Genomic DNA, 21,517 nt, shown 5'->3' with positions numbered 1-21,517 from the left:
TCAAATCAAGGTTACCCTTCCAACGCAAGGCTTAATTACAAATAAGTCATTTAATTTTGCAATGCATATTTAATAACTATATTAACAATAATAATGGATACAAGTATTATTGTTAGTAATGCAATTAAGAAAACCTGTTCTACAGGTTAAAAAACACACCAATACGATTAAAACAAGTTAAGGGTTAATAACATCTTTCACTTCATATAATTACAATTAAAATAAAAACGCCAACATTAAAAACAATTAAATCAATAATTATATTTGTAAATTATGAATTACATACACTAAAAATAAATCTCTCAAAAAAACTTGTCACAAATCGATATGCTCTTCCAATCTTGATTCGTAACACATGGCATCATCGTGTTGCATATAGACTTCCTATTTAGCCGTTGGGAAGAAGGAGTTTATATAAAATCAGGAACAAGAAATGAACCAACAACGTCAACTAAGCTGGAAAATAGCAGCAATACTAGGTACTTCTTTCGGCTTCAATGCACACGCAGCTGAAATGGTCACCATCGAGAACGATAGCCTACTCCAACAAAGCCTCATCGCTCAGTCGAAGAGTGTTGCCCCACTAGAGTTAGGTTTTTCTGAGGTAAAACGGGTAGTACTGCCCAATGGAAAAACAAAAGTACGCTATCAACAAACCCACTTCGGTTTACCTGTCTTTAATACATCCGTTGTCGCCACCCTATCTAAAAACCAGCCTTCTCAAATATTTGGTTCGATGGCACAAGGGATCAGCGATGATCTCTCAAGCATCGCGCCTAAATTAAATAAAGAGCAAGCCATAGAGGCTGCACTGTCCTCCCACCGCTCGTTTACCGTCGGTAAAAAGTCGATTGAAAACAAAAATGCTAAGTTGGTTGTAAGACTCGATGAAAGTCAAACCGCTCAAATGGTGTATTTGGTCGACTTCTTTGTCGCTTCCAATTACCCAGAACGTCCTTTCTTCTTTATTGACGCCATGACGGGGGAAGTCCTTCAAAAATGGAACGGCTTAAATCACGCCAAAGCTGTGGGAACCGGACCTGGTGGTAATAGCAAAACCAATCGATATGAATATGGCACTGACTTTCCAGGATTCTCGATTGATAAAACCGGAACCACATGTACATTAGAAAACGCCGCTGTGAAAACGGTCGACTTAAATAACAGAACTTCTGGCAGTTCAGCCTACAGTTACAACTGTAGCGACGACGCCAACTATACAGATCATAAATACGTGAATGGCGCCTACTCTCCCCTTAACGACGCACATTATTTCGGAAACGTCGTCTTTGAGATGTACAAAGAGTGGATGAACACATCACCTTTATCGTTCCAACTCACTATGCGTGTTCACTACAGTACCGACTATGAGAATGCCTTCTGGAATGGCTCATCTATGACTTTTGGTGACGGCAAAAATACCTTCTACCCATTAGTCGACATCAACGTCAGTGCTCATGAGGTAAGCCACGGTTTCACCGAGCAAAACTCAGGACTGGTCTACAGAAACATGTCAGGCGGTATAAACGAGGCCTTCTCCGACATCGCAGGCGAAGCTGCTGAATATTATCTACGTGGGAATGTGGATTGGATTGTTGGTAGTGATATATTCAAGTCAGAAGGTGGATTACGCTACTTTGACCAACCTTCAAAAGATGGCCGTTCAATTGATCACGCCTCTGATTACTACGATGGCTTAAACGTTCACCTGTCGAGCGGTGTTTATAACCGAGCATTTTATCTTTTAGCCAACAAATCAGGCTGGGATGTACGCAAAGGTTTCGAGATATTTACCGTCGCAAACCAACTGTATTGGACAGCAAACAGTACCTTTGATGCCGGTGCATGTGGTGTAGCTAAAGCGGCTGCAGATATGGGTTATACCGTTGCCGACGTGGAGGTTGCGTTTAATAGTGTTGGCGTCAACGCAAGCTGCGGCCCTACCATTCCGGGTGACAATGTGCTCACCAAAGGGACGCCTATCGCGAACCTAAGTGGTAACAAATACTCTGAAAGTTTCTACACATTCTCCGTAGATTCTGCATCAAGCATAACGGTGGCAATGTCTGGCGGAACTGGCGATGCAGATCTGTATGTCAAAGCAGGCAGTAAACCAAGTCCCTCAAGTTATGATTGCCGCCCTTATCGTACCGGTAATAACGAGCAATGCAGTGTTAACGCGCAGCCGGGCGTTACCTATCACGTGTTACTTCGTGGGTACACAAATTACTCTGGAGTGACTCTTCGCCTAGATTAAGTCCAAACAAATCAATTACTGATACATAGTTAATTGCTTACAGGCTACTAATATAACAACCTCTGCTTACGCTAAGCGTGAACAGAGGTTTTATTTTTGGGTCATACTCTTTTAGATTACATTGTTAACGTATTTCTTTCATAGCTAACAACACTATTGACAGAAGAGTCGTTTAAGTTCTTCAGAATACCTTCTGTATTTTGTATACAGGGAAGCGAGCACCTTCGATAAACCCTTTATGGAAACTACATGACAAATAACGGCTACTTTTAATTGTGCCGACTCGCCCTTAAGGATTAGCACCATTGATCATATCATCCGCACAGTTTAAGCAAGCTGAGTTCGTGGAGTCTAGTATCGGTAGAGGTATTTTGAAAATCAGAACTTTATATTTTAGACAATAGCGTTTTAGCGCAAAGCACTAAAACGCACATTAGAATCAAATTATTAATTGAAAAGATCTGGTAGTACATCCGCTGATCGCGTTATTGCCTTTGTTTTCAGTAAATATTGGCTGTCTTGTATGGCGTTGTGGTTAAACAGAATACATCACTGTCGCTTCACCATCGACCGCGACTTCACCATTGGCGTTCAATACTTGAGTAGATATCACAGCGATAGGTTTGTCTTCACGCACACTGGTCACTTCCACCTTGGCTGTGACAGTTTCGCCAACAAAAATAGGGCGAAGAAACTTCAAAGATTGCCCCAAGTAAATGCTGCCAGCCCCCGGCACTTTAGAAGCCAACAAGCCAGAGATAAGGCTCGATGCCAACATGCCGTGCACGATTGGACGCTCAAATTGTGTGGTTTTAGCGAAATCTTCATCTAAATGGATTGGGTTGTAGTCTTCCGAGACGCTAGCAAACGCTTCTACGGTTTGCTTATCTAATTTCTTTTCTATTGTGGCAATTTGTCCGATTTCTGGATTCATTATGCAAACTCCTTTTCCATGTCATTTTCTTGCACAATGACATCTTGAATGCGCTGCTTCACGTATTCACCTGGCGCATCCAGTTCCCCTTCTAGCTCACGAGCTTCAATCATTTCGGAGAAGTTGCGCTCATCAACCCAGTTTTGCCAATGTGACCACCACGAGCCATGGTGCTTGTCGGCGCTGGCAAGCCACTGAGATGGTGCTTGGTCGTTATCATCATTGGTCCAAAAACCATATTTATTGGAATCGGCATGGTTCATCGGCCCTGCAATATGACCACTCTCGGTAAGTACAAATTTATTGTCTCCACCTAGCAGTTTTGTGCCTTCAAAATTGCCGTCCCATAGCGCGATATGATCATCGATAGCAGAGAGGAAATAAGCCGGCGACTTTACTTTACCTAAATCAATCGCCACACCATCGATCACTAACTCACCTTTGGCGAGTCGATTCTCAAGATAGCACTGACGTAGCAGCTGGTTATGGGTCGCAGCGGTCACGTTGGTGTTATCACAGTTCCAATAAAGGAGGTCGAATGCCATTGGGCTCTCCCCTTTCAAATAATTGGAAATGTAGTAATTCCAATACAGGCTGTTTTCACGAAGTAAGCTGAATGACACGGCCATTTGGCGGCCATCCATATAACCACGTTGGTTGTTTTGCGCTTCAATGCTGCTAATGATCGGATCATTGATGAAGACCCCTAACTCACCTGGCTTTTGGAAGTCGAGGATCGTAGTCAGCAGAGTGACCGATTTGATTCTCTGCTTACGACGTTTGCCAGAAAGGTAAGCCATAGCTGCGACTAAGGTGGTGCCACCGATGCAGTAACCGATACCGTTAACTTCTCGCTCGCCTGTGACACTTTCAATGGCATCAAGTGCAGGTAGCACGCCTTGAGTCACGTAGTTGCCAAAATCGACGTCTCGCATTTGAGCATTAGGGTTCACCCAAGAGATCATGAATACTGTGTGGCCTTGGCTGACCAACCACTTCACATAAGAGGTCTCTGGATTGACATCCATAATGTAATATTTGTTGACGAATGGCGGTACGATCAGTGTCGGGCGTTTATAGACTTGTTCTGTGGTCGGCTTGTATTGAATCAGCTCGAACATCTCGTTTTGAAAGACGATTTTTCCGGGCGTTGAGGCAATATTCTCCCCCAGTTTGAACTGGTTTTTATCCGTCATTCGAATATTGAGCATGTCGGCACTTTGCTCTAAATCCTGACGGAATTGCTTCATCCCCTGGATCAGGTTTTCACCCTTACTCTCCATGGTCAGCTTGAGTATCTCTGGGTTAGTCGACACGAAGTTACTTGGCGACATGGCATTCAAATACTGCCGAGTGAAAAATGAAAGGCGAGCTTTGGTCTCGTCGTCCAGACCATCTGCGTTCTCAACTGATTGTTGAATATTGTCACAAGCAAGTTTGTAGCTTTCTTTGATGTAACGATACAGTGGCGTGTCATTCCATAAAGGGTCACGAAAACGACGATCCGTCTCTTTAGTTTGTTCTTGAGTGCCGAGGATACAATCGTTAAGTAGATTAACTTGCTGCGCCCACCAATTCATCTGTTGCTCAACCATATTGGTTGGGTTCTGAGTCATTGAGCCCACCCACTTCGTAAAATCTTCCGATTGGGTTTTCATCAATGTCGATTGTGTTGGCTGCCCTAGATTGTCCATCCAGGCTTGTCCGTATTGGGACATGAGGTTCATCATACCTTCAAAGGGCGATTTATTTTCCATTCTGACATCCTTGTTAGAAGTGATGCTGAGAGATGGCGGCTAGACGTTACGCTCCGCCATCAACCGACAAGCAATAAACTAAGCACTTTTCGCAGTCTTTACCGCAGAAGCTGTAAGCTCGTCAGCGGCAGATTTAAAATCTTGACCAAGTTGAGTCAGCTTTTGGCTATCTTCCATGAGTTGTTGTGAGATCTTACTCGCTACTTCCATCTGTTTTGAACCATAAGCTGGAATATCTTGTGGCTGCTTTAACGAAGATAAGCTCTGCAAAGACTCATTACCTAGCGCGCTATAAGCTTGTAGGCTATCAAGCTGAATCTTGGTCAGTGTCTCTATATTCTTAGTCACTAGCTGATTGAAGTTGTAAAACGGGTTTGTTACAGACTCTAGCTGCGATGTGAAAGCCTTAAATGTTTCCTGAGTAGACATAATTTTATTCCTTGTACTGAGCAGATCGAAGAAGTAAATGTGCGCTTCCTATGCAAATTTGATTTAAATTTGTTGCGCAACAGTTAACATATTGATCAAGATCAAAGTAAAAGTCATCCCGTTAAATGCCCGATAAATCGCTCTATAAATTCATTAATTTAAACATTTGTTTGAATTTTCGGTTCAGATGCTCATCACCCTAAATAGGTAAGTGGGTTCAAAGCGAACTCAATATGAACTGCGTTTAATACAACCCGCTCGATTCAGGAGATGAATTGACAGAAATGTGAGATTAGTCACTTTGTTGCGTAAGGTTGAATGAGGTTGTTCAGGATAGAACAACCCAAATAGGCTGCTAAACATGAACACTCAAGCTATAAGTTTGTAACCAGAGCGGGAGAGTTCATATTCAGAATAAAATGGGCTTTTCACCCAAGAAAGAGCGCAATGTTATCGACACGAATTCACTTCAGATGCCTGCCGCCATCAAGGTGCAATGTTCTTCCTGTCATGTAACGACTGGACAGTACATACTTGATGCCATCAACCACTTCCTCAAAACCCGCTTCTGCCGGAATCAAAGCTTTTTGCAGAGCTTTAGCCTTATACGCCTCGTCATCATAATCATTGAATTTGATCATAGCTGGTGAGACAGTGTTTACTTTCACGTTGGGAGCCATCATCGCCGAGAACGAAAGCGTTAAGTTATTAAGCGCAGCTTTGCTTGCCGCGTAAGCGATATGTTTTTTACTGCCTTTTTCGGCAACATAGTCACTGATATGGATGATATCTGAGGTTTGATCGCCAGACATCAGCAGGTCTTTGAGCGACAGATTGATAAGGTATGGTACGCCGACGTGAACTGCCATCATCTGGTTCATAATTTCTGCAGCGTTCTCGCTCGGATCTTTCTTATTCTCCGGCTTCCAATCAGAGGCATTATGAACGATGGCTCGAAGTGCTCTGTACTCTTGCCCTACATAGTGCAGAAAGTCCTCTACGCTGCTTTGCTGGTAAAAATCGACGTACTGTAGATCAGCCCCCTTATCACGCAGCTGTTGCAACTGAGGATACTCTCTGCGAAAGGTACCAATCACTTGGTACCCATCAGCCAGAAGTTGCTGAGCGAGTGCGAACCCTAATCGCTTCCCTACTCCAGTTATCAGAATCGTCTCACTCATCGTAAAAACTCAGCTCTAGTTTGAGGATTAGTTTTGAAAATGCCACCGAGCGCTGTTGTGGTCGTTTCAGAGTTGGCATCCATTACGCCTCGAGACTTCACGCAGTAATGCGTTGCTTTGATGGTCACCGCGACATTTTCTGTTTCAACGAGAGTCTGTATGGCAATCAAAACCTGCTGGGTTAAGCGCTCTTGGACTTGGGGGCGCTGCGCGAAGAATCGGACAATTCTGTTTATTTTCGACAGGCCAAGTATCTTCGATTCTGGAATGTAGGCTACTTGCGCTAAACCGTCGATGGTGATGAAGTGGTGCTCACACGTAGATGTTAAGTCGATATCTGATACCTTAACCATCTCATCTACCGACATTTTGTTCTCTATGACGCTGATTTTTGGAAAATTGTTGTAATCAAGCCCGGAAAATATCTCGTGTACATACATTTTTGCGATGCGGTGCGGCGTCTCTGCAAGGCTGTCGTCAGTCAGATCCAAACCTAGCGTACTGACAACTTCGGTGAGTAGGCCCTTAATACGATTGTATTTCTGGTCGCTGTTCATTTCACTTGCGGTCATCGGGGTTTCAAGTCCTCTCGCTAGTAGAGCTGTTCTTACTTGTTCTGCTTCTGTGCTCAACATTGGATCGCTCCTTAGAAGTTATTATCTTGATCCGCTTCGTAACTCAGTGTGAGCGAAACGGAGTCGGCAAAACGCAGCGCATGAGGTTTATCAATTCTCACTTGAGCGTACCGAACCCATGAGTGATCAATGCAGATTCCGAGTACATCGCTGGTTAGCTTTTCTAGAAGCAGAAATCTTCCAGACTCGACATGGTGGATAATTTTCTTGCAAATGTTTTTGTAATTGAGGGCATTGTCAACGTCATCAGAGAGGCACAAATTGTTGGCTGGATAGTGAATCTCTGCGTTTATGACAATATCTTGCTGCTTGGTTTTCTCTTCTTCGTTGAAGCCGATGAAGGTTCGTAGTCTGAGATTTGTGATGGTAATAATGGCGTTGTGGTTCATAACAGTTTCCATTCCGTCGAAAGTGATATCAGGTACGTGCTTGTTTTAAGAAAAGATCAAATAAAGCTCTGATAATAAGAGTTTGCGGTTTTTGACAGCTCTGAAGGCATTAGGTGAGCCTGAGCTCGAAGGGGATTGGAACGGTTTTCTGACTCGCCTGGTCAAAGCTATTCCAAAGCTGTTGGAACGAGGTATTTAGAATGGGGTGATGGGCAGTCGCGGCAAGATCGACTAACGGACGAAGCACGAAAGCGTACTCGGTGATCTCACCTCTGGGTAACTCTACGCCGTCGATAATGCCCACTTGATCGCCGTAAAGAAGGATATCGATATCCATGGTTCTTGAAGCGTACTGTTTAGTCTCACGTTGGCGACCGTTATCAAATTCGATTTGATGAAGAGTTTTAGCTAATTCTGCGATAGGAAGGTCGCATTCAAAGCCCGCTACGAGATTGAGGAAGTTATCTCCTTCAAAACCGACTGGCTCGCAATCGTAAAACTGAGAAATTTGCAGTGGAGCAAAGCGGTGGTTCAACGCTTTGAGAGATTCTGTGATGTGATGTTCGCGGTTTATGTTGCTTCCGATGCTGACATAGACGATGGCCATAGTATTTCTTCCTTTTTAAGCTGCCTATACGTCCTACTCGCTGTGAAGATCAGCTATATGTCCTTTAAATGTCAGGTAGATAGTTAAAAAGGTTTTGTCGAAAGCTTTCCTACATGCTTGATAGTTATGTATCGTCGCCCGTTTGAAAGCGACGACACACTAAGCGACAATTATTGCCCACTTAGTTGTTTGACTGATACCCAGTCTTCTTGGCTAGCTTCTGCATTGCTTCAGCGAACGTTGTTGTCCCACCTTTAGCCTTAACTTGCACAACCTTGTAACCCATTTTTTCTAGCGCTTGGCGCTCTGCCAATACTGCTTGGTCGTTTTGCTGGCTACCTTGAGCTGGCTGATGAATGTAACACCCTTCTAGTTGACCATCTTCGACCAATTGGTGGTGTTTCAGTGCTTGGAAATCAAAATTCATAAGTCAGTCTTTTCATTTAAATTGGAAGTCTATGTGGCAAAAGCCACCAGCATTTTTCATGTTGTCATTTGTACCATAAGGTACTTTATACATGAAGAACGAGTCGAATGACCAAGACGTCTACTCACACAACTAGGCGTTATCTTATATTTCGGAGCTCAAGGTTAAAACTTCGCTGGTAAACAACTCTCTTAACCATTGATTGACGATGTCATCATTCCGATTGCTGTGCCAATAAACACTGAGTGAAGGCTTGATGTATTCAAAAGGAAGCTCTAGAAGCTTAATTTTACCTTTACAGAAGTCGGCACTACTTTAAGGTTCGTGATAGCAGTTTAACCGCGCTCTAGGTTAAACGCTTCAAACAATTAACTTCGTTCTACCGGAATAACCTTGACATCAACAGTGGATCAGTAAGTTTAAGTACCTGACCAAAGTAATAGATTTGCTCAGCTAAAATCCCATTAGGCCTAGCGTTTTATGCAGGAAGTGTTTGACGCGAGTAAGACGTCATAACGTTGTTCAGTGAGGAGTGGATTGATCTTAAAAACAACGTAGTGCGCAGATCAGAGCATTTCATCGCGCTAGTGATTTAGGGAGTCGAATTATACCGAAAACTATCTCTTCCGAAATACGGCCGAAACTATAGTAAATACAGAGTAATCCTATATCGCTTTTTGGCGGCAATAGCGGTGATTCTAACTTCCAGTTTAACCACAAAGCCTACTCTAGAACGAGTAGGCTTTCTTTTTCTTGACTCACCTACCCCTCCATACACCGTAATAGTTAATAATATTGTAGTTTATCTATTGATTGGTTTATAAAAACAAAAATATCAAGCTTGTATTTAATAAATTTTATAAGAATCAATAAAAATAAGATCTTGTGCTAGAAATTAAAACAAAAATCAATGGCTACGTTTTGAACATATTCACCTTATTGATAGGTTAATTCTTGTAGGGCAAATGCTCTATTAATGATAAAAATTAAAATAAGGATTATTTATGAGACCATCTTTTTCGATCAGTATGGTGCTTGCAACAACAGTGGTTGGCTTCCAATCTTATGCAAACAATATCGACACAACACACTCTGTTTCAGATCCACTTTCAATTGCAAATAATGCCGCCGCGCAAAAGCAATCATTGGCGCTGCAAATAAGTGCTCGCTATGCAGATCTTGAGTCTTCTTTGAAAGCACAAATCACTGAAAAAAGTTTATCGACTCCTTTAGACGAACTTAGTTCGGCTAAACCCTACTCCGCCTTTTCAAGCAAAATGCACAAAGCCGACCTCAGCTACCGTAAGATGAAAGGGATCAACGACTTCAGTGACTCTGTGTTAGAAATTAGGATGGCTGATGAAACCATGGTTGAAGCTTGGAAAAATGGTGAAAACCCGCTGTTTGCTTACGAACCATCTGGGGATGATTCGAATTGGCAATACATCGAAGCTTACGATGTGTATGGGCAAGTGCATGAGTTAGATGTGTACCAAATGCCCGATGTTCCGGTGTTTGTGATTGATAGCAACGGTGCAGAAGAGCTCAAAGCCGGGTTAATGACCATGCAAGCTGAAATGCAAAAACAAGGCACAGACACGCTACTTAACTCTGACAGCAGCGACAGCACTAGCAGCCATAAAAAAGAACCTCAAAAGCAGACGCTATTTAGCGGTGCTGCACGCTCATTGGCTGAATTAGAGCCTGAAGAGTTGAATACCACTCAGTTAACTAAGATTCGTTTAGCGATCGATAGAGAACCATGGATCTCAGGCAAAGCAGAGATCTACGCTATCGTTACTGGCGTAGATTCAAGCCGTATAGCTCCACAAATCGACTTAATTGAAATGCCTTACTTGGATTATGACAAACAGACGTACTATCCAAGCCAAAGTATCATCTTCTGGCCACGTTACCGCTGGGGTGCTGCAGATATGATCTTGATGGAGCATGATGACGGAACTAACTACAAAGAGCTAGCCAAACTACTGGTGCAAGCCGCGGAAGAGATCTTGAAAATGATTCCAGACCCAGAAGTTCAGGGCTATGCGATCATCCCTCAGATCACCAGTAAAATCATCGAGCTTATCCCAAACAATGTGTTGGTGAATGACGATGACTTCGTCGACGTGTACTACACCTTAATGCAAAACACCCCTTATGTTGACCGCCCTGGAGCAGGTGGCAATGCTGTAGCTTCTTTCACTCCTGTCACCATACTACCGACAGAGTAAGCTGTAATTTTTAACTAAAAATAAAGCGCACAGGTCAATACCTGTGCGCTTTCTATATTACTCATTTTGAGAGTTTGAAATTCAGCCGAGGCGACTACTAGACTCTTGGTCACTATTACTATTGATATAGAGAGTAATCAAACACGATGATGTCATCCAATAGTGGGCGAAATACCTCTTTCAGGGCATCGTGCTCTGGATGCGGTAGATAATTTTGTCGCCCTGCTTCATCAGCAAACGTCATCAAGACAGAATGACTGTAACCTTGGTTCTTGTTCTCTGGACTGTCATTTAGCCCCCACTCTACTGAAGTTACACCTTCAACCTTACTTGGCATTGCTTCAAACAGCGCCTTTAGCTTTTCAATTTCTGAAAGCTCCACATGTGCTTTGAATTTTATCAGTAAAATATGACGTATCATCTGCTCTTCCTTTCCACGCATTATCTAATGCAGCAAAACCTTTAACAGTGAACAAAATGCCACACGTCACACACCATGCCAAGGCTTGTTAGTTACTAGTCTGCCATTAGAAGATTCCCATAACGAAAAATGCTGCATTCTAAGGCACAGCATTTTTATGACAATGGTCAAACGTTCAAAGTGGTAAGCACACTTTAAAAATTAGTCACGGCGACCTGTAAGCTTGATCGCTTGGTTTTTATCCACATTCTTTTGGAATTGGATTCCGCCATTAGAAGCTTCGTTTCTTCCTTCAAGAACTAAGTCTGATTCTACACGTTCTGCCTTCACTTGATTGCCTTCACTTCTTGTCATATCGATAGTGCCGGTATGTGTACCGTTAGCTGCAAAAGCAGTGTTCATTGAAAGCGCCATCAAGCCAAGTGCAAGTAACTTATTCATACATCACCTCGTTGTATTTCTAATTATCTGTTCGTCTAATATCTGTGTTGCTTTGTTGAGTTAACTTTAGCGACACAGTAATAATGACACGAGGAAAAGCAAGATTTACTAAATGGAAAATCAAGGGATTAGCGATCTTCTGACGTTTTCCTGTCTTAGAAGTTGTGCATTGCCACTATGATATTAGAGTCACATGATTTCTGGCGACTTAGCGCACAGAAATTGCTGCCTATAAAAGGAATGATTTGGAGAGCCTGTGGACATCAACCTCGATATTCAAAATATCCTCGTCATCAAGCGGATGTATGAGCTTCGTAATGTTGGACTGGTAGCAGAGTCGCTGGGAAAAACTTCTGGAGCAATCAGTAAGAACCTTTCAAAGTTGAAAATCCAACTTAACGACCCACTGTTTATTCAAACCAAACACGGCTTCGAACCCACGACCTTTGTTGAAAATAATATCAGCAATTTTGAACAGATATCGAGTAGCATCGAGGCCATCAAACACCAAGACTTCTCTCCGGATTCTTACAATGGTGACATCAAGATCTACGCGAACACCCTATTTTGGGAACGTTTTGGTTCGAAACTCTACTTTGCTCTGAGTAAAGCAGCGCCACACGCGAACTATTCATTCGTAAGGTGGGGAAGTAACGCTAGGAATCAACTGATTGACGGCGAAGAGGCGATAGCGGTTCATTACTTTGATGAAACCTTACCGCAGTCGATATCTCAAATGGAGTTCGGAAAAGGAAAGGTGGTGTTTTTTGTAAGAGAGGACCACCCAGCAAAAGACTTTATGTCATTCGCTAACTATCCAATCATTCTTTTCAAAACACCAGGATGGAATGACAACAAGTACCCTATTCTTGAGCGCCTCAGGAACATAGGTTTCGACGTCAACCCAAAGGTCGAAGTCGAACACCCAGCAATGATTCACGATGTGGTCACCAAGTCCGACGCTTTTGGTATCACGCTCAGTGGCAGCGTACCGGACGGCTGCCGCAGCATGGACCTTCCTGAAAAATTAACGATAGATGTGAGCTATGTGATGAGCTGCCGCCGCTCTCAAAAAGATGCACCGTTGAATCAGTGGTTATTTCAAATACTGAAAGCAACCCTGAAAAATAAGCAAGCTTAGACCAAATCAAATCGCCTCTGGCGACCCATAGCAGTTGTCTCAACTCCAGAACTTCACACCAAAAAGAAAAGGCTCCAAAGGAGCCTTTAATTATGGTTCTGATGACTATTCGCTTATTTTATTATTTTAAAATGCTTCTTCGAGCGTTGGTTGACTCTTTTTTTCAGCTTGGTTCTCATGGGTTTCCGCCTCTTTCAAACGCGCTGTGAAATGTCTTAGTACAGGTGGTTCATAAACAAAATCGAGCCCTTTCACTTTGCTCGCGTTCTCTTTTACTTTTTCGAACGCTTCAATAATGAAGTCCATATGCGTTTGAGTGTAAGTCGCGCGTGGAATGGTTAAGCGCAATAACTCAGCAGGACATGGATGCTGCTCACCTGTTGCTGGGTCTCGCCCTTGCAGCAATGAACCAATCTCAACGGCTCGGATTCCCGCTACTTTGTATAGCTCACACGCTAAAGCATGGGCTGGGAACTGACCCGCCGGAATATGTGGAAGCAATTTACCCGCATCAACAAACGCAGCATGACCGCCCGCTTGCTGACACACAATACCAATCGCTTCCAAGCCATCAACCAGGTATTGCACCTGACCGATGCGGTACTCCAACCAATCTTGGCGCATTCCATCGTATAGCCCAACCGCAAGGCGCTCCATGGCACCGCCCTCTAAGCCACCATAAGTCGGGAAGCCCTCTTGCACCACACACAAGGTTCGGCACTCTGTGTACACATCCATGAAGGAGTCGTCTTTAAAGCACAACAAACCGCCCATTTGCACCATCGCATCTTTCTTAGCGGACATGGCTAAGCCGTCTGCGTATTTGTAGGACTCACGAGTAATTTGCTCGATAGTCCAATCTTGATAGCCCGGTTCACGCTGCTGAATAAAGTAAGCATTTTCAGCGTAGCGAGCCGAGTCCATGATGACGGGAATATCGTACTTCTGCGCGATTTCATACACGGCTTTGAGGTTAGCGATAGAAACAGGCTGTCCACCAGCCGAGTTGCAGGTAATAGTACTCACAATGTAAGGAACATTGGCAGCACCCGCTTCTATGATCGCCTCTTCCAATTTGACGATATCGAAGTTGCCTTTGAAGTCAGCATTCACGGAGGTATCAAACGCTTCTTTGGTGTAAACGTTCTTGGCAACACAGCAATTCACTTGGGTGTGGCCTTGTGTGGTATCGAAGAAGTAATTCGACAAAGCGACCATTTTACTGCGGTCTAACCCCTTTTCCATCTCACGCTTTTTGATCAGTACCGGAATGTAGATCTGCTCTGCGCCGCGCCCTTGGTGAGTCGGAATGGTTAGCTCATAGCCAAAGATATCTTTCACAGCATTCGACAGTGCGTAGTAACTACGACTGCCACTGTACGCTTCATCGCCCATTAGCATCGCCGCTTGCATACGTTGAGTAATTGAACCCGTGCCGCTATCGGTAAGCAGGTCAATGAACACATCATCGCTATCGAGTAGAAATGGGTTCATACCCGCTTCGACGATGGCTTGCTCACGATAAGCGTAGGTAGTTCTTTTTACTGGTTCTACAACGCGAATACGAAACGGTTCAGGTAGATGTTTGAAATTTTCCATAATAGTACCTTTCAACGAACTCAGTATTCCATAATGAAGAAATATTAAAGGAACAGCCTAAGTTCATTATTTTTAGATGTCACAGTTCATCACTACTAATTTTATTTACCTAACAATCACATTCGTGATAATTACGATAAAACTTAATAGCGAGAAATAAATTATTGAATCAATAAGATATTGATTGTTATCCTATTAATAACGACCAAGATATAAATAACGATCAGCAAGAAATACAGTTAACGAACTGGTTGTTCCATTGCTTGTCGAATATCTTAAAGACAGAATTAACAGGATTGGCAAAGCCAGAAGGCTCAGCTGGGCGTGTTACGCCAAGAGGGTACTACTCTGAAGAAAGGTGAAACGAGAGCTGGTGATCTAAGGTGTACCAAGCTAACAGGGTTAGCCATGTTGTTGATTGCCATTTCAGATACATGTTCACAATATATCCCTACGTTGAAATCAAAGTGATCCGAAATTTAAATATAGTGCAATTATTTTATAAATAAAGACGATTAAAGCATAAATGTGATCAATATTTAGAATCACAGCACAGCTCTTTATGTCTTATATCACTCTATCATAAGAGTGACTTAATGCACTATTACACTAGTTCGTTAATTTAAAGATAATAATAAGTTCAAGCATTAAAGGTTCAGAAATATAAAAGAAATTGTTTACCAAAGCGATATTACGACTTAACCAATATCGCTTTGGTATTGTTGGCTATTTTTTCTTAGTGACTTGTTTTATCGCCATCTCAGCCAGTTTAGGCGTTGCGGCTTTCAATGCGCTCGGAGCAACCTTCTTACCCGCTTTCATGGCTTTATTAAGCTGGCCTTTTACCGAGGTTCCTCTATTGATAGCTTCGAGGCGCTGACGATTTCTCTGCACGTTATTGGCGTCTGCGATGTGTTCGATCAGTGTCTGTTTCAAAGCCTCTAAACCAAACTGTATCTTTTCTGGTGCAATCGCTAGTGGTAAAGCGATATCAGGCTTCAGAAGTGTTTGGTTGTATTTAAGGGCCTGAGCAATGACCTTAGCTTTTGCCGTCATTGGATTATCTAAATCGTAAGGTGGCTGCCACTCTTCCACCGGCTTTAACCGATCGACTTGGTTGACGACAGTGATCACAATGGGCTGCTTGCGCGAGATATTCTTAGGATCATCGTAAAATGCATCAAACTTATCTTTAAGCTGTTTATCCAATTCACGAGCAGACTGATTCGCCTTAAGTACCCACAACACCACATCAGCTTGAGTCATCTCTTTAAGCATCACAGCTTCGGTTTTAGCGTTTCCATCCAACCCTTGAAGATCAACCACTCTCACATCGTTGTCATCAACAAATGCGTTGTAAACCGTCGAGCTGTTCGTTGATGGTAGAACATCCACCTCAGCAACCATTTCCTGCTTGAGAGCATTGATAATCGATGATTTACCAGAGCCCGTTTGCCCGACCAGTACAATTCTCACTGATTCTAATTCAGGAGCGAAACGCTTCTCGTCGACTTCTGAAACATCGGAAACTTTTAACGCTTCATCTTCAATGCTGAAACGCCCACTGTATAAATCGATCGCAACGGCTGCTACTTCATCGAGCAAGGCTTGTTTCGCTGCATATTGCATGTCGTCCACAACGCCCTTTGTCATAGACGCTGTCGCTTGCTCACGACCTAAGTCAGAAATAACCTTCAATGGATTCAAATACAGATTTTTAAGGTGATTACCCCAAATCGCCGCTTTGAAGATCTTTTGCCCCAATTCACCATATTTATCATAGGCTTCGTAGCCTGCCTTGATGTAAGAAACCTTAAGGTACTCAATGCCCGGTATATGCTCTTTTACTACCACTTTGTAGCGACGGCTTACCTCTTCAAACAGCTTGAGCCCTTCTGGAATTGAAAAATCGAGCGACTTCTTACCAAACTTTTTGGCGACGAACTCCAGTACCTGCAAACCAGTTTGGTCAAGATTACCCCACTCAATATCATCGGCCAATTGTTGACGAACGTAATGTTTCGAGTCGTTCCAGATCGACAGTTCAGCTTGAGACCATTCATTCGACGCCTTGACCAACGCATCGTCGATATTGTGACTTGATGACACAGTTTTGGTTTCATCTGTTGTATTTTTTGCCGCATCACTGTTAGTTGAATTGCGTGAAGAACGGCTAGAGATGTATAACGGAATCGTGAACAGCAAGGTACTCACAGCCATGGCTATCGACATTTCCAGTAGGTAACCATACTTGATTGCCAAGAACAGACCAAAGCCCATCATGATGATGCTCGGGAAGAGCGCCGAAATCAGAGCGATCCCCCAACGCCCGCTCGACAACACGGCGAGCAATCGAAATAAGTTTTTAATTTTCTTCATAGCCCGACGCTGCCTTACCTTTTTTCAGGGATTCTTTATAGATTGTTTGCATCTCTTGTTCAGAAACTGCTTCGCCTCTGTTCTTGTGATAAAAGTAGTAACATGCCGCTCGGCCAAGACCATAACTGGTACCAAAGCTCATAGCCGCAGCGGCGGCGGCGCCAACCGTTAGTCCATACACAGGAATCAACTTAACCAGTTGCCGTGTACCAAGCTTCACTCCAAATTGCACCGCAAAGCTACTCCCTAAAGTACCAATAAGTTCACTAAAGACTCGCTTATTCCACTCAACCCCATATTGGTTAGCTAAACTGTGAAGCATTTTCGCTTGAATAGCAGGCACAGACACCAAGCCCACGCCTGGAACTAAGTCGCTAGCCGCTGCACTTCCCGCATACCAAAGCACTTCATTTTCAACCTTGTCAAAGTTGGCTTCTTCTTGCGTAGCGTGTTCTTTGTCTTGCACCATCATCCCTATAACAGGAAGTATGCTGGTCAACCGTTCTAACAATAATTCGAGGTTGTAGACATCATCATTGTCGCTCTCAAAATCAACCGCGACTGATTCAAAGCCTTTGCCCCAAACCTTCTCTACTTGTTGAGTGTTAAATTGAACTTGCCTTGCGCGGTCTGGTTCTTGAGAAGACAACACCGCTGTATGAACGAGGAGCAAGTGCTTAATCTTCTTTTGCTTCTTAATCTGTTTGAGTGCAGACAGTACCGCCGATTGCTCTGGCTCATCCGCTTTCATTACCACCACTAACGCATTACCCGCTTGACCAATTTCTCTTAGGTCTTCGTCGGGGTCATAATCCGCTTCACCCAAACCACGAGTATCAAGAAAGCGCATCACAGGTTTGTCTTGAGGGAAAACATACGACATTGCTGTCATGGTACATGGTGCAAATCCGTTTCCGACTTCCACCGAAGAATCACCCGTGACCGCTTGAATAAACGATGATTTACCTGCACCCGTTTTGCCGAGCAGCCACAAGGTTGGCAAATGTTTACGTTGATATTCGTGTGCCTGAGTTAGGTCAGGATTCTTGCTCGGGTTAATGAAGTCTTTGACTTGTTCAAACATGATTCGGTTAACTCTCACTGATGTTGAGGTTCGGGTTGGTGACAAGTAGCGATGACCTATATAATCTTGATATCGCATTCAACTTACATTTGTTCATCTACGACGATTTGCAATGCTTAGGCGTTTGTTTTTATGAGCTTATTTTAGTACATACACGTCTATCGCGTATTGATATAGGCTCCAATCTACTGTTACGGTTTAAGCTATAAATCAAAACCATCGAACAAAAACTCAGAGAGCTCAAAAAGAAGTATGGAACAAATTTATTTAGCGGGTGGTTGCTTGTGGGGCGTACAAGAGTTCATTAAGTATGTGCCCGGAGTAATAAGCACAGAAGCAGGTCGTGCTAATGGACGTTCTCAAAAAAAGGATAACCAAAGCAAACCAAGCGAATACGATGGCTACGCAGAGTGTGTACAAATTGAATTTGACCCACACCTCACCTCAGTAACGGCGCTAGTGGGCCACCTTTTTGAGATCATTGATCCTTACAGCGTCAATAAACAAGGTGTTGATGTAGGCGAAAAGTATCGCACTGGCGTGTACAGCACTGAAGCCAAACACTTAACTGAAGCAAAACACTATATCGCATCACGTGAAGACGCCGAGCGCATCGCCGTAGAGGTGTTGCCATTGACCCACTATGTTGCCAGCGACGATATTCACCAACATCATTTGAGTCACTTCCCTGAAGATCATCACTTATGTCACATCCCTTGGGATCTTCTGCATAAATACAAATCATAGTGCAAAGCTCAACCTTGCGTCCTGTCTGCATCTACCATCTGTCCGGAACCTCTTCGTAACTCCGTAGGTGAACTGGATCAGTTTCAGACGAGCCCCTATGTCAAAATTCACTTCAAAAAGTTCCGTTCCCGTTGCCTTCAATAATGAAAACTTGAAACCCAGTAATAGATACTGACAGTAGTTACGAGAAGTGAAATGCTGTTAACACATTGGTTACACTTTCCTCCCGTCCAATAAAAAGGTGTCATTATGAAGAAATACATCCCAATATTGATTGCTCTTAGTACGATGTCCTCAATGAGTTACGCAGCGACTCCACGTGAAGATGCTGTAGACTATTTACAGATGCGTAAAGGCGTGGCTTATCAAGTAAACCACTCAAAGCCCTTTACCGGTCAATTTGAAGAAAAGTTCGATAACGGTCAGATCGCTACTCAAGCCCAGTTTGCCGATGGTCTGGAGCTTGGGTTAGAAACCAATTGGTATCCAAATGGACAGATCGCTTCCAAAGTGAATTACGTCAAAGGTCAATTGCAAGGTATAGCAGAAACTTGGTATCCGAATGGGCAGAAAAAAGCCGAGCTAAACTACAAAGACAACGAACTTTCGGGCGTCGCAACTCGATGGTATCCAAATGGCGAAAAGAGCCTAACTGCAGAGTACAGTGAAGGGCTAAAAGATGGCTTGGTGACCGACTACTACACGAATGGCAATAAAGCGACAGAAGCAAAATTCGATGATGGCGAAATCGCCAACGGCAAATTGACCCGCTGGAACCTCAACGGGGATAAAGTAGAAGAAGTGACCTTTAAAGATCACCAGGTCATATCGAAACAAGTTTGGATGCCTACACAAAGCTAATTCCTGTCATTGTTGAGAGGATATAACAACGCTCACCGCGTTAGCGTATACAACTTAACCTGAAACCAACGAGCATTCGTTTACTAACTTTTGAATGCTCGTATTGCCTTCCTATTTAATACTTTCACGTTTTATCTACTAACACCAAATATCAGAACTTCGCTCAAATTATAAAACGTGACTTACCATGCAAGACAGCGCACTCTCCTAGAAGCATTGCCTGACCTACTCTTATAATTAAGTACTTTGTTTAATAATCAGGGGTTTGCTTAGCCTGAAGCAAACCCACCGCTATAGTGGGAACTAATTTATGACAACCTTGAATGCACAGTTAGCAAACCTGAAAGTAATCCCTGTAATCGCCATCAACCGCGCTGAAGATGCCATCCCTTTAGGCAAGGCACTAGTTGAAAACGGAATGCCATGTGCGGAGATCACGCTACGAACAGAATGTGCCATCGAAGCGATTTCTATCATGCGTAAAACGTATCCGGACATGTTGATCGGCGCGGGTACTGTACTGACTACAGAGCAAGTAGACGCATCAATCAATGCGGGGGTTGATTTCATTGTTAGCCCAGGTTTCAACCCTCGTACCGTGCAATACTGTATCGACAAGGGGATTGCAATCGTGCCGGGAGTGAACAATCCAAGCCTTGTTGAACAAGCAATGGAAATGGGTCTTCGCACGCTGAAATTTTTCCCGGCTGAGCCTTCAGGTGGCACAGCAATGCTCAAAGCCTTAACGGCCGTGTATCCGGTTAAGTTCATGCCTACTGGCGGTGTCAGCTTGAAAAATGTAGACGCATACCTTTCTATTCCTTCTGTATTAGCATGTGGCGGTACTTGGATGGTACCAACTAACCTTATCGACGAAGGTAAGTGGGACGAGCTTGGTAAACTAGTGCGAGATGCTGTGGATCACGTTAACGATTAGTCAGTTTTGGCCTTTATGTTAAGCCCTTCAGTTGTGGGGCTTTTTATTTAAATTTTAAATCAGTTTCTAAACTGGCAAAACAACACATTTACGGATGACTCATCACAAAAAACTCACTTAAATTTAATCCTATTTCTACCATTTTTAATGGTTTGATCTCTTTCTCAGATTGTTTCTGTTACTTTGATTGCTACTACAAACACAACAGATAATTACAATGACAAAAACATCACTATTGCTTGCTTCTATGGCACTTGCACTATCGGGAGCAGCACAAGCTGACCAACTCGAAAACATTCAAAAATCAGGCACGCTACGTGTCGGTACTACGGGCGACTACAAGCCATTTTCTTACTTCGATGGTAAAAGCTACTCAGGCTATGACATCGATGTCGCACAGCACATTGCAGAGCAATTAGGCGTAGAGTTACAGATCGTTCGCACCACATGGAAAGATCTCATTACGGATCTTGATAACGATAAATATGATATTGAGATGGGTGGTATCACGCGCAAAATTCAGCGCCAACTGAGTGCAGAGCAAACTCAAGGCTAAATGACCTTTGGTAAGTGTTTCTTGGTCGCTAAAGGCAAGACAGAACAGTACAACAGCATTGAGAAAGTAAACCTATCTTCGGTACGTGTTGGCGTAAACATCGGTGGCACTAACGAGATGTTTGCAAACGCAAGCTTCACACGCTACGAGAACAACTTAGATGTACCGCAAGCCGTTGCGGAAGGCAAAGTTGATGTGATGGTAACCGAAAACCCGGAAGGCCTATTCTACCTGGTGACCGACGAGCGCTTTGAAGCGGCTCGCTGTGAAACACCGTTTACCCACAGCCAGTTCGGTTATCTGATTCCTAAAGGTGAGCAACGTTTGTTGAACACTGTGAATTTCATTATGGATGAGATGAAACTGAAAGGCGTTGAAGAAGAGTTCCTGATTCACAACTCACTTAAATAGTCTTCTAGTCTTCTAGTCTTCTAGATAAAAAATAGGCCAGCATTGCTGGCCTATTTCATTATTTTAATCCGCTCTGACTATCGAGCTTGT

The 21,517-nt window shown here is 43.3% G+C and carries 19 protein-coding genes and 1 pseudogene; 7 read left to right on the top strand and 13 right to left on the bottom strand.

Translation table 11 applies throughout. The annotated features are described in order from the left end of the window. Positions 1-433 precede the first annotated feature (433 nt). On the top strand, positions 434-2,257 hold the full coding sequence (locus tag BTO10_RS13135) for a M4 family metallopeptidase (protein WP_105024798.1): 1,824 nt from the start codon (positions 434-436) through the stop codon (positions 2,255-2,257). Positions 2,258-2,792: 535 nt separating this feature from the next. Here the strand turns inward: BTO10_RS13135 and BTO10_RS13125 are convergent. The 8 genes from BTO10_RS13125 to BTO10_RS13090 form a co-directional block, all read right to left on the bottom strand. Then, positions 2,793-3,191, bottom strand: a complete 399-nt coding sequence (locus BTO10_RS13125; protein WP_105024797.1) for a MaoC family dehydratase — start codon at positions 3,189-3,191, stop codon at positions 2,793-2,795. After that, complete coding sequence (gene phaC / locus BTO10_RS13120) at positions 3,191-4,948, bottom strand: class I poly(R)-hydroxyalkanoic acid synthase (RefSeq protein ID WP_105024796.1); 1,758 nt, start codon at positions 4,946-4,948, stop codon at positions 3,191-3,193. The genes BTO10_RS13125 and phaC overlap by 1 nt, the downstream gene beginning before the upstream one ends. 78 nt (positions 4,949-5,026) lie before the next feature. Then, positions 5,027-5,377, bottom strand: a complete 351-nt coding sequence (locus BTO10_RS13115; protein ID WP_105024795.1) for a phasin family protein — start codon at positions 5,375-5,377, stop codon at positions 5,027-5,029. A 464-nt stretch (positions 5,378-5,841) separates the two neighbouring features. After that, positions 5,842-6,558 (bottom strand): dihydromonapterin reductase, encoded by a 717-nt coding sequence (folM, locus tag BTO10_RS13110; RefSeq protein WP_105024794.1) that lies wholly within the window; start codon positions 6,556-6,558, stop codon positions 5,842-5,844. Further along, positions 6,555-7,193 carry a GTP cyclohydrolase I FolE gene (gene folE / locus BTO10_RS13105; protein WP_105024793.1) on the bottom strand — a complete coding sequence of 213 codons (639 nt, stop codon included), beginning with the start codon at positions 7,191-7,193 and terminating at the stop codon, positions 6,555-6,557. The genes folM and folE overlap by 4 nt, the downstream gene beginning before the upstream one ends. 11 nt (positions 7,194-7,204) lie before the next feature. Further along, a complete protein-coding gene (gene folX, locus BTO10_RS13100; RefSeq protein ID WP_063522227.1) occupies positions 7,205-7,582 on the bottom strand; it encodes a dihydroneopterin triphosphate 2'-epimerase in 378 nt (125 codons plus the stop codon). A 109-nt stretch (positions 7,583-7,691) separates the two neighbouring features. Then, positions 7,692-8,189 (bottom strand): 2-amino-4-hydroxy-6-hydroxymethyldihydropteridine diphosphokinase, encoded by a 498-nt coding sequence (gene folK, locus BTO10_RS13095; protein WP_105024792.1) that lies wholly within the window; start codon positions 8,187-8,189, stop codon positions 7,692-7,694. Positions 8,190-8,370: 181 nt separating this feature from the next. Beyond that, positions 8,371-8,616 carry a hypothetical protein gene (locus BTO10_RS13090; protein WP_105024791.1) on the bottom strand — a complete coding sequence of 82 codons (246 nt, stop codon included), beginning with the start codon at positions 8,614-8,616 and terminating at the stop codon, positions 8,371-8,373. A gap of 1,004 nt (positions 8,617-9,620) precedes the next feature. Here BTO10_RS13090 and BTO10_RS13080 point away from each other — a divergent pair. Further along, positions 9,621-10,850, top strand: coding sequence for a DUF3103 domain-containing protein (locus BTO10_RS13080; RefSeq protein ID WP_105024790.1), 1,230 nt, complete (start codon positions 9,621-9,623; stop codon positions 10,848-10,850). Positions 10,851-10,968: 118 nt separating this feature from the next. On the opposite strand, the gene BTO10_RS13075 is transcribed toward BTO10_RS13080, so the two are convergent. Together BTO10_RS13075 and BTO10_RS13070 are read right to left on the bottom strand one after the other, a co-directional pair. Continuing rightward, complete coding sequence (locus tag BTO10_RS13075; RefSeq protein ID WP_032554108.1) at positions 10,969-11,292, bottom strand: Dabb family protein; 324 nt, start codon at positions 11,290-11,292, stop codon at positions 10,969-10,971. Positions 11,293-11,472: 180 nt separating this feature from the next. Next, positions 11,473-11,712, bottom strand: a complete 240-nt coding sequence (locus BTO10_RS13070; RefSeq protein ID WP_105024789.1) for a hypothetical protein — start codon at positions 11,710-11,712, stop codon at positions 11,473-11,475. A 256-nt stretch (positions 11,713-11,968) separates the two neighbouring features. On the opposite strand from BTO10_RS13070, the gene BTO10_RS13065 reads away from it, so the two are divergent. Then, positions 11,969-12,853 (top strand): LysR family transcriptional regulator, encoded by an 885-nt coding sequence (locus BTO10_RS13065; protein ID WP_105024788.1) that lies wholly within the window; start codon positions 11,969-11,971, stop codon positions 12,851-12,853. Between the two features lie 126 nt (positions 12,854-12,979). Here the strand turns inward: BTO10_RS13065 and tnaA are convergent, their stop codons facing one another. The 3 genes from tnaA to BTO10_RS13050 all read right to left on the bottom strand — a co-directional run bounded on the left by tnaA (position 12,980) and on the right by BTO10_RS13050 (position 17,915). Continuing rightward, on the bottom strand, positions 12,980-14,452 hold the full coding sequence (gene tnaA / locus BTO10_RS13060; RefSeq protein ID WP_105024787.1) for a tryptophanase: 1,473 nt from the start codon (positions 14,450-14,452) through the stop codon (positions 12,980-12,982). A 726-nt stretch (positions 14,453-15,178) separates the two neighbouring features. Beyond that, entirely contained in the window at positions 15,179-16,831 is a 1,653-nt protein-coding gene (locus BTO10_RS13055; protein WP_105024786.1) for a GTPase family protein, read from the bottom strand. Further along, positions 16,818-17,915: a YcjF family protein gene (locus tag BTO10_RS13050; protein ID WP_105024785.1), complete on the bottom strand. Its 1,098-nt coding sequence runs from the start codon at positions 17,913-17,915 to the stop codon at positions 16,818-16,820. Before BTO10_RS13050 ends, BTO10_RS13055 begins: the two co-directional genes overlap by 14 nt. A gap of 252 nt (positions 17,916-18,167) precedes the next feature. Here BTO10_RS13050 and BTO10_RS13045 point away from each other — a divergent pair, with 252 nt between their 5' ends. From BTO10_RS13045 to BTO10_RS13030, 4 genes and pseudogenes are all read left to right on the top strand, one after another. Next, entirely contained in the window at positions 18,168-18,662 is a 495-nt protein-coding gene (locus tag BTO10_RS13045; protein ID WP_105024784.1) for a peptide-methionine (S)-S-oxide reductase, read from the top strand. Positions 18,663-18,911: 249 nt separating this feature from the next. Next, complete coding sequence (locus BTO10_RS13040; protein WP_105024783.1) at positions 18,912-19,523, top strand: toxin-antitoxin system YwqK family antitoxin; 612 nt, start codon at positions 18,912-18,914, stop codon at positions 19,521-19,523. Positions 19,524-19,833: 310 nt separating this feature from the next. Next, positions 19,834-20,460, top strand: coding sequence for a bifunctional 4-hydroxy-2-oxoglutarate aldolase/2-dehydro-3-deoxy-phosphogluconate aldolase (locus BTO10_RS13035; RefSeq protein ID WP_004738414.1), 627 nt, complete (start codon positions 19,834-19,836; stop codon positions 20,458-20,460). Between the two features lie 217 nt (positions 20,461-20,677). Beyond that, positions 20,678-21,427: pseudogene (locus tag BTO10_RS13030) on the top strand (transporter substrate-binding domain-containing protein). Positions 21,428-21,517: the final 90 nt, after the last annotated feature.

Source organism: Vibrio chagasii, from assembly GCF_002954585.1.
GTDB lineage: Bacteria > Pseudomonadota > Gammaproteobacteria > Enterobacterales > Vibrionaceae > Vibrio > Vibrio chagasii_A.
Note: the sequence above shows the minus strand (reverse complement) of the source record. Positions and strands in the feature narration are given on the sequence as shown.